6 protein-coding genes and 1 pseudogene are annotated in these 8,836 nt (G+C 47.9%); 5 read left to right on the top strand and 2 right to left on the bottom strand.

From position 1 onward, the window contains the following. Positions 1 to 258 (top strand): transposase (locus tag BM082_RS23965; RefSeq protein ID WP_139218809.1); only part of this gene is annotated, 258 nt, incomplete at its 5' end. A 147-nt stretch (positions 259 to 405) separates the two neighbouring features. Here BM082_RS23965 and nagZ read toward each other — a convergent pair. After that, positions 406 to 1,410 carry a beta-N-acetylhexosaminidase gene (nagZ, locus tag BM082_RS23970; RefSeq protein WP_074928893.1) on the bottom strand — a complete coding sequence of 335 codons (1,005 nt, stop codon included), beginning with the start codon at positions 1,408 to 1,410 and terminating at the stop codon, positions 406 to 408. 158 nt (positions 1,411 to 1,568) lie between these two features. Between nagZ and BM082_RS23975 the strand changes: the two genes are divergently transcribed. Beyond that, positions 1,569 to 2,669, top strand: a complete 1,101-nt coding sequence (locus tag BM082_RS23975; protein ID WP_074928896.1) for an anhydro-N-acetylmuramic acid kinase — start codon at positions 1,569 to 1,571, stop codon at positions 2,667 to 2,669. A gap of 101 nt (positions 2,670 to 2,770) precedes the next feature. Here the strand turns inward: BM082_RS23975 and BM082_RS23980 are convergent, their stop codons facing one another. Beyond that, positions 2,771 to 5,332 carry a putative bifunctional diguanylate cyclase/phosphodiesterase gene (locus BM082_RS23980; protein ID WP_017011624.1) on the bottom strand — a complete coding sequence of 854 codons (2,562 nt, stop codon included), beginning with the start codon at positions 5,330 to 5,332 and terminating at the stop codon, positions 2,771 to 2,773. A gap of 391 nt (positions 5,333 to 5,723) precedes the next feature. Here BM082_RS23980 and BM082_RS23985 point away from each other — a divergent pair, with 391 nt between their 5' ends. From BM082_RS23985 to BM082_RS23995, 3 genes and pseudogenes are all read left to right on the top strand, one after another. Further along, on the top strand, positions 5,724 to 6,716 hold the full coding sequence (locus tag BM082_RS23985; protein WP_017011623.1) for a sugar-binding transcriptional regulator: 993 nt from the start codon (positions 5,724 to 5,726) through the stop codon (positions 6,714 to 6,716). 408 nt (positions 6,717 to 7,124) lie between these two features. Continuing rightward, positions 7,125 to 8,075, top strand: coding sequence for a transaldolase (gene tal, locus BM082_RS23990; RefSeq protein ID WP_017011622.1), 951 nt, complete (start codon positions 7,125 to 7,127; stop codon positions 8,073 to 8,075). Positions 8,076 to 8,183: 108 nt separating this feature from the next. Then, a pseudogene (locus BM082_RS23995) lies at positions 8,184 to 8,836 on the top strand (transketolase); the annotation flags it as partial.

Consider the following 8,836-nt stretch of genomic DNA (forward strand, 5'->3'; position numbering starts at 1 on the left):
AATACGTTATTCAATTATCCTGATGATATTCGCAAAGCGATATACACCACCAATGCGATTGAATCGCTCAACAGCGTTATCCGTAGGGCTATCAAAAAGCGAAAAGTATTCCCAAGTGATGATGCGGCAAGGAAGATGGTGTACCTGGCCATCAAGGACGCCAGCAAGAAATGGACGATGCCGATTCGAAACTGGCGCCAGGCGATGAGTCGATTTATTATCGAGTTCGGGGAACGCCTCGAAAAGCATATTAATTAAATGGCAGTTACACAGAATCTGTTACAGGCTCTGTTATTCGCACGTCACTACCGCTTATTTGAATCCTGAGTTTCTCTCTCGCTTTTGCCCGTCCTGCTTTTTCTGCTCTTCCTCGATTCTCGCAATCTCGCTTTTCGCGTCTAGATCTTAGCTATTCTTCTCTTGCCATTCTGCCCCAAACGCGGCGACGCGTTGCTGAACTTCGCGCCATTTCGACGATGCTTTCAGCTCTTTCACCGAGAATTGGGTTTTCTTCAGCAAGGTCGCGGCTTGTGGAACGTCGCTAATGGCGATGTTGTCCAACACTTCGATCGAAGATTGACGGTTATTACACAGCAACAGCATGTCACAGCCTGCGTCTAGCGCTTGCTGGCTGCGTTCTGCTGGGCCACCCATTACAGAGGCACCTTCCATGCTTAAATCGTCTGAGAACACGATACCGTTAAAACCAAGCTGTTTGCGCAATATGGTTTTTAGCCAGTATGACGAGCCGCTTGCTGGTAGCGCGTCATAGTTCGGGTAAATAACGTGTGCAGGCATCATGGCATCCAACACACCCGCATCGATTTGGGCTTTGAAAATCGCCATGTCTTGTTCGAACAGGTCGCTTCGCTCGTCAACTGGGCTTTCGACATGCGAATCTGCCAACACAGCGCCATGACCTGGGAAGTGTTTGCCTGTTGTTGCCATACCAACGTCTTTCATGCCTTGCATGAACGCGGTAGAAAAACGAATCACGGTGCTGTTGTCTTCACCAAACGCACGGCTGCCGATCGCTTTGCAATCGAAACCACGATCAAGCACAGGGGCAAAACTGATATCAATGTCATGAGCCATCAATTCAGCGGCCATCAACCAGCCTGATTCGCGCGCCATGTTTTCGCCATTCGGCATGTTCGCATAAGACTGCGCAGGCGGAATCAAAGAGAAATGCTCTCTAAAGCGCTGAACGCGACCGCCTTCTTGATCGACACCAATCAACAACGGACGCTTGGCGGCTTTACGCATAGACGCCGTTAATGCTGCCAATTGCTCACTGTCATGATAATTACGCGCAAATAAAATCACGCCGCCAACGGTAGGATGTTCCAAAAGCTCGCGATCTTCCGCGTCTAGCTCGTATCCTTCAACATCAACCCACAATGGGCCCATGGTGCTCTCCTGTTTTCGCTGTGTTCGGCAGTTTCTCTGCCATATTGCAGCTATATTACGCTGATACGCACACGGTAGAAAACCCGAAGCACGAATTTGATATCTGAATTCTTTTCGCTATGAGAGACTTATGCCCTAACAACTTCAAGAGGCATACGATGGGCACTTATATTGGCATCATGTCCGGCACCAGTTTAGATGGCATCGACATTGTCGCTGCAGACTTTTCGGCATCAGCACCCGCGCTTTTTCATAAAGCGATGTATCCGTTTCCTGATGCGCTCAAAAGCAAACTCATCGGTTTAAGCCAAGGTGAGCCGATTACGCTGGAAGAAATTGGTACCATCGACCATTTTCTAGGGAAAACCTACGCAGAAACAGTAAATCGCTTCCTCGCCGAAACGGGATTAGATCCGAACGATGTCCTTGCCATTGGTTGTCATGGTCAAACCGTGTTCCACAAACCCACGGGCCCCATGCCCTTCACCATGCAATTGGGCGATGCCAATCTGATTGCCGCATTGACGGGCATAACAACCGTCGCGGATTTTAGGCGTAAAGACATGGCGCTTGGCGGACAAGGAGCGCCCTTGGTACCTGCTTTTCACCAATCATTATTTGCAGATGCAACAACCAGCCGCGTTGTGTTGAACATTGGCGGTATCGCGAATATATCTGTGATTGAGCCAAATAAGCCCGTCGTGGGCTTTGATACTGGCCCTGGCAACATGCTGATGGACAGTTGGATTAACCATCACAAAGGCAAAGCCTATGACCATGATGGCGAATGGGCGGCGTCAGGAACGATCAATCGTTCATTGCTTGAACAAATGCTCAGCGAGCCATATTTTGATCTGCCTGCACCCAAAAGCACAGGCCGTGAATTATTCCACCAAGGTTGGCTAAATACGCAATTAGCATTGTTAAATGAATCCGTCTCGCCCGAAGACGTGCAAGCCACGTTGTTGGCATTCACCGCTACGTCTATCGCAAACGATGTGAAATCCATTAGCGAAGGCGAATTGCTCGTGTGTGGCGGTGGTGCGCAAAATGCGGCACTGATGGCGTCTCTTCAACGCTTGCTACCGCGTTGGCAGGTGATGCCAACGGATGCCAAAGGCATTGATGGTGACTCCCTCGAAGCCCTTGCTTTTGCATGGTTGGCAAAACAAGCGATGGAAGGAAAACCAGGGAATGTACCCGAGGTCACTGGGGCATCGCGACCTTGTCGATTAGGGGCGATTTATTATCCTGACTAGCGCCGATCAGTGCGCTGAACATACCGGGCATAAAGAAGGGCGTGAATACCATTCACGCCCTTCTTTATGTGTGAAGCGATGGAAAAAACAAATCGGTATGGCTAAGAGCCAAGCTTGCGTGAGCGGCTAGACCCCAGCGGCACTTGGTGACTGGTTCGCTTCATGTAATTCATGTACTGGTTGAAGCTCAACGCTCGAGAATAGTGATACCCCTGCGCGATATCGACACCGTAACGTTTCAGCACTGACGCAGTTTCTAGGTCTTCCACCCCTTCCGCAACGACCATCAAACCCAGTGATTTCGCCATTTCCGTGGTAGCACGAACAATGTTTTGTTTACGCGGACTGCTGGTGAGCGAGTGAATAAAGCTTCTGTCGATTTTCAATTCGGTAAACGGTAATTGTGAAAGGTACGTCAGGGAGGAATACCCCGTACCATAGTCATCAATCGAGACTTCAATATCACGCTGTGACAATTTATCAATCACTTCATGCAAACGCTCATAATCAGACACCATGGTCGATTCCGTTAATTCTAAGGAAAGAAGCCCTGTTGGCACGCTGTAAGAATCGGCAATATCGGCAATGCGATCGACCAAGTTAGGGATCGCAATGTCAGTGGCACTCACGTTGATAGACAGGCGACGATTAAAGCCTTGATCCATCAGTTTGCTTTGCTGGAAGAACGCACGGCGAATTACCCACATGGTGAGGTCATTGATCATACCCACTTCTTCCGCCAGCTTGACGAACACTTCTGGGGAGATTTGCCCAAACTTAGGATGATCCCAACGAAGCAATACTTCTGAGCCATGAATAGATCCCGTACGTAAATCTACTTGAGGCTGGTGGTAGAGTTCTAATGTGTCGTTATCAATCGCCTTTTTAAGATCCGCCACCAACGACATGTTCATGGTGCGGTTGAAATTTTTCAGCGAATCGTACGCGTTTATTTTCTTGTCGCAGGGGTTACTGTCTTCTACCGCTTGGAATGATTTGTTGATCAGCAAGTCTGCATTTTTACCGTCATTCGGGAAGCAACTCGTGCCCACAGATCCTTGAATACGAATACCAAAGGCGTTCAATTCGATGTAGCTATCCACCTCATCAAGCATGGAAGACACCAGTAATTTTACTTTCTCCGCATCCGTAGAAAGAACGATAAATCCGAACTTGCCTTCTTTTAAGCTAGCCAGACGATGATGTTTATCAAACGTCGTTTCCAACACACTCACATTGTCGCTATCCAGCGCACTTTTTAAGCGCGAGCATATTTCACCAACAAAATAGCGCTTCTCATCTTCCGACATATAAAGCGATAAACTTGAAAAGCGGTCAATTTGGAAACAACACAGGGTAAATTCGCGGTTTCTCGAAATGAGGTTCGACACGGCAAACGACATGACATTGAGGTTTGGCAGCAACGACGTTTCATCATGGGTCAGTTGATAAACCGACTCACGGCGCTGCTGTCGAAAACGCTCACCCAGGGCAAGTGCCATAAACAGCACCGCCAGTACCGTGCCTATCATGAAGGCATAACGGCTGAACAAGGTGTACTCGATCACGCCAGTCGCCAGCAACGGCGGGAACACGCCCGCAATCACCAAGGGTAACCACGACATGATAAACATGTGCCCCCAGTTATGACCTTTTTGCCAGCGTACCCATACCAAGGTACCAATGAGCCCGTAAAACATCGGCTGCATAGCAATCAAGAACGTACCTGCGATGTGTTCCGGTAGAAACAAAGACATGCCCATCAAGCCAGCCAGCACCCACAGTCCGTAGTGCACGACCTGACGCAGTAGGGAGTTCGATTTGTGCACACGCAAGTAAAGGTGCGCAAACAACAAAGAGAACCAGAACAGCCCAAATGTCAGTGCAACAATATTGTTACTGAGGAGAAGTTGAACGCTCGAAGGGAAAAGATAAATACCAAAGCCGTGAATCGCCCCTAATTGAAGCAGTGCTGTCAAAACATAGCCCACGTAGACAGCGTAAACCCGCTCCTTCAACGAGACATACACAGCAGCAGTGTATATTGCCACTAATAACATGATGGCAATGAAGCCACCCCAAAGGGTATGGAGAAGTTGAGTCAATAGGTGGAATTCGTTTTGTTCCAGGATCCAAATCGGCATCACAGGAATACCGGTGGAATAAACCTGCATGTATAGGGTGGTGTGTTCGAAACCATCGAGGGAAAAATGAATGGCAGGGGGCATATCACCCATTCTGTAATCGCGTTCGCTGCTGTCGCCTAACGACCATTGCTGAGTTTCTTGGCCCTCAACATTGAATTGGTAAATGCTAAGTTTGTCGATCATCGGTGTATCGAAATACAACGACATATGACGATGTTCAGAAAGAAGGTTATCGACTTCTAGCTTGATCCAATACGATTTCTTTCCAAGCTGCCAAGGAATTTCTTTCGGATCTTCAATGTTTCTGAAAATAGCGGCTTTTCGTACATAACTCAAAACATGGCTGTTTGAGCTGTCTATAAAGTAGCTATATGCAACGCTGAGATCTTTGCCTTGGGATGTTAATGTTGGAAAGAAATTGATGTATCGAACGCCTGCCGCAACAAAAAGCACTACAACAAACAACGTCGATGCTATCCATAATATCTTGTTTGTAACAAGCGATTGAAATTTCATCTAGCCACCCTGACAGATAAATATCGGGCTTCCCAGCAAACATAGCTGTCCCGTGCGGCCTACGAGCCACATTATCGACACAACTTTTCTGAGAAAACCAACCGAACTCTGTACCTATCCGCCCTACTCTTTTTTATTCAGGCTTTTTTAAAAAGCTTGTTTGAATGAGTTTCAGCGAAATCTATTGTCCTATCGTGTATCCGCGCATTTAATCGCTATGTTTTAATCTAGATACGAATGACCATTTTTACAAACATGGCACGGACTTGACTTAAAAAGTTCACAGAAAAAGGTTAAAAGCGTGACTGAACACATGCCCGACACATGAACATTTGTTCATAGAAAGGGTTCAACGTACACTGCCCGCGTTAAATCTTTTCAGGATGTCCCCATGAACACGACCCGCACATTGAGTAGCAACTTCGAAAGCTTGCTTGATGACACCAACTTTCTCACTGAAATCGCCATTCTCTATTACCAGCAAAATGCCACGCAGGAAGAGATATCAAAAAAATTCGGTATCAGCCGTGCGAAAGTCAGTCGTCTACTCCGCCGAGCTCGCGAGGAAGGCATTGTTGAAATCAGTGTGAAGTTCCACCCCGTTCACAGTGCACAACTCGAACAGCGTTTAATGGCCCGTTTTTCGCTCAAACGCGCTTTGATTGCACTTGACCAACCGAGTGTTCAAGAACAACGCACACAAGTTGCTACATTGGTGTCTTCTTTCATCGATGGCAATTTACAAGACGGGATGGTGGTTGCTGTTGGCCAAGGTCAAAACGTAGCGGCCGTGGCTGATCACCCCGGCATTGTCTCTCATCGTAATGCGCGCTTTGTATGTGCCATTGGCGGAACGCACCGCAGCGGCGACATCATTAACGCCGATCACATTTGCCGTCGCCTTGCGAAGAAGTTTGGGGGCAGCAGTGAAACCCTCTATGCCCCTGCATACGTTGATACCCCTAAAATTCGTGATGTTTTTCTGAATCATCCCAACATCAATGAAACCTTGAATCAGGCACGAAAAGCAGAGTTCGCGTTAGTAGGTATTGGTGACATGGACGAGAACAGCCATATGGTGAAGTTGGGCTGCTTTTCTGCAAAAGAGTTTGTCGAAGCACGCGTTAATGATGGCATTGTTGGCGATATTGGCGGCTTTGATTTCTTCAAATTGGATGGTAGTCGCGCCAATACATTGATGCGAGATCGCGTTGTTGGCTTAGAAATGAGCGACTTAACGCGTATCCCAAATGTCATTGCGATGGCAAGTGAAAGCCGTAAAGCACTGTCGATTTTAGGTGCGTTAAAAACTGGCACCATTGATGTACTTGCCACAAGTGCAAGTTGTGCGATGGCACTGCTAAATATGGTCGATAATGAATAACCCTTCGTGACTTTCACTGCCCTATACACCCTCATTTTGTTGAGTGTGGGACCAAAAGCAACAAAGACAAGCAACGAAAAACGGTGACCAAAAAGAAAAATTCAGTACGGTGTGTTGTATCAACCAAAGTACGTTAGCTTGCTTCCAGAAGTGAAACTAAGACTCCGTCACAGATTCAACACAATCCGTTACTACGCGAAAGGCGTGTGAGATCGAAGTGAGATTTATCCGATCAGATCGTTGACTTTATCGCGTAAAAACACAAATATGACCCTATCATTTGCTCACGCTCGATACATTTGTTCATCCAAGCGTCTACCCCCTTGTAGACCGCGGGTTACAGGAGCACTGAGCACCTACTGGTAGCGTTGCTGCCATAGTGAAACTCAAGACAAAAAGGTTTAAAAGATGAGCACGAAATTGGAACAACTACGCAAGCTCACAACAGTCGTTGCTGACACGGGTGATATTGATGCGATTGCGAAATATCAACCACAAGATGCCACCACTAACCCTTCTCTCATTCTTAAAGCTGCCGACATCCCAGAATATGCGCCGTTGATTGACGACGCGATCGCTTACGCGAAAGCGATGAGTCAAGACACTGAGCAGCAAGTTGCTGACGCAGGCGATCGCCTTGCCGTTAACATAGGTAAAGAAATCCTTAACGTGATTCCTGGCCGCATCTCAACAGAAGTTGACGCACGTTTGTCTTACGATTTCGAAGGCAGCGTGGCAAAAGCACGCAAACTGATCAGCATGTATAACGAAGCGGGTATCAGCAACGATCGTATCCTGATCAAGCTGGCATCAACGTGGGAAGGTATCCGTGCCGCAGAAGTGCTAGAGAAAGAAGGCATTAACTGTAACCTGACACTGTTGTTCTCATTTGCTCAAGCACGCGCATGTGCAGAGGCAGGTGTTTACCTTATCTCACCTTTCGTTGGTCGCATCATGGACTGGTACAAAGCTGCCGAAGGCCGTGACTTTGCACCTGCGGAAGACCCAGGCGTATTGTCTGTTTCTAAAATTTACGAATACTACAAAACTCACGGTTACAACACGGTAGTCATGGGCGCAAGCTTCCGTAACACCGGCGAAATTTTGGAATTGGCAGGCTGTGACCGCCTAACCATCAGCCCACAACTGCTGCAAGAACTTTCTGATGCAGAAGGCGAAGTGGTTCAGAAATTGTCTGATGACGTAGAAGTTCAGCAGCGACCAGCCGCGATGAGCCATGCAGAGTTCTTGTGGGAACATAACCAAGACCCAATGGCCGTAGAGAAATTAGCAGAGGGTATTCGCAACTTCGCTGTCGACCAAGGCAAGTTAGAAGTAACCATTCGCGAGAAACTCTAAATCTAACAAAAGACATTTTCGAGAGCGGCTATTGCCGCTCTCTTATTTCTTATATCATTCTGTTGATTGATATCAGGTCTGAAATTCATAGTTTAAGGTAAGCCCAAGATGGAACGTAAAACCCTTGCCAATGCGATCCGTGCGCTAAGCATGGACGGAGTACAACAAGCCAACTCTGGTCACCCAGGTGCCCCTATGGGTATGGCAGACATTGCCGAAGTATTGTGGCGCGACCACATGAACCACAACCCGCAAAACCCTGAGTGGGCTGACCGCGACCGTTTCGTGCTGTCGAACGGCCACGGTTCAATGTTGATCTACTCTCTGCTTCACCTCACCGGTTACGATCTGTCGATTGACGATCTGAAAAATTTCCGTCAACTGCATTCAAAAACCCCAGGTCACCCTGAGTACGGATATGCACCAGGCATCGAGACCACCACGGGTCCTCTAGGCCAAGGCATCACCAATGCGGTCGGCATGGCAATGGCAGAGAAATCTCTGGCGGCGCAATTTAACCGTGAAGGCCACGACATCGTTGACCACAACACCTATGTGTTCTTGGGCGATGGCTGTTTGATGGAAGGTATCTCTCACGAAGCCTGTTCACTGGCGGGTACGCTAGGTTTGGGCAAGCTGGTTGCATTCTGGGATGACAACGGTATTTCTATCGATGGTCACGTAGAAGGCTGGTTCACTGACGACACGCCTAAGCGTTTCGAAGCGTACGGCTGGCACGTTATTCCTGCTGTTGATGGTCA

It is taken from the genome of Enterovibrio norvegicus DSM 15893, assembly GCF_900115495.1.
Classification (GTDB): Bacteria; Pseudomonadota; Gammaproteobacteria; order Enterobacterales; family Vibrionaceae; genus Enterovibrio; species Enterovibrio norvegicus.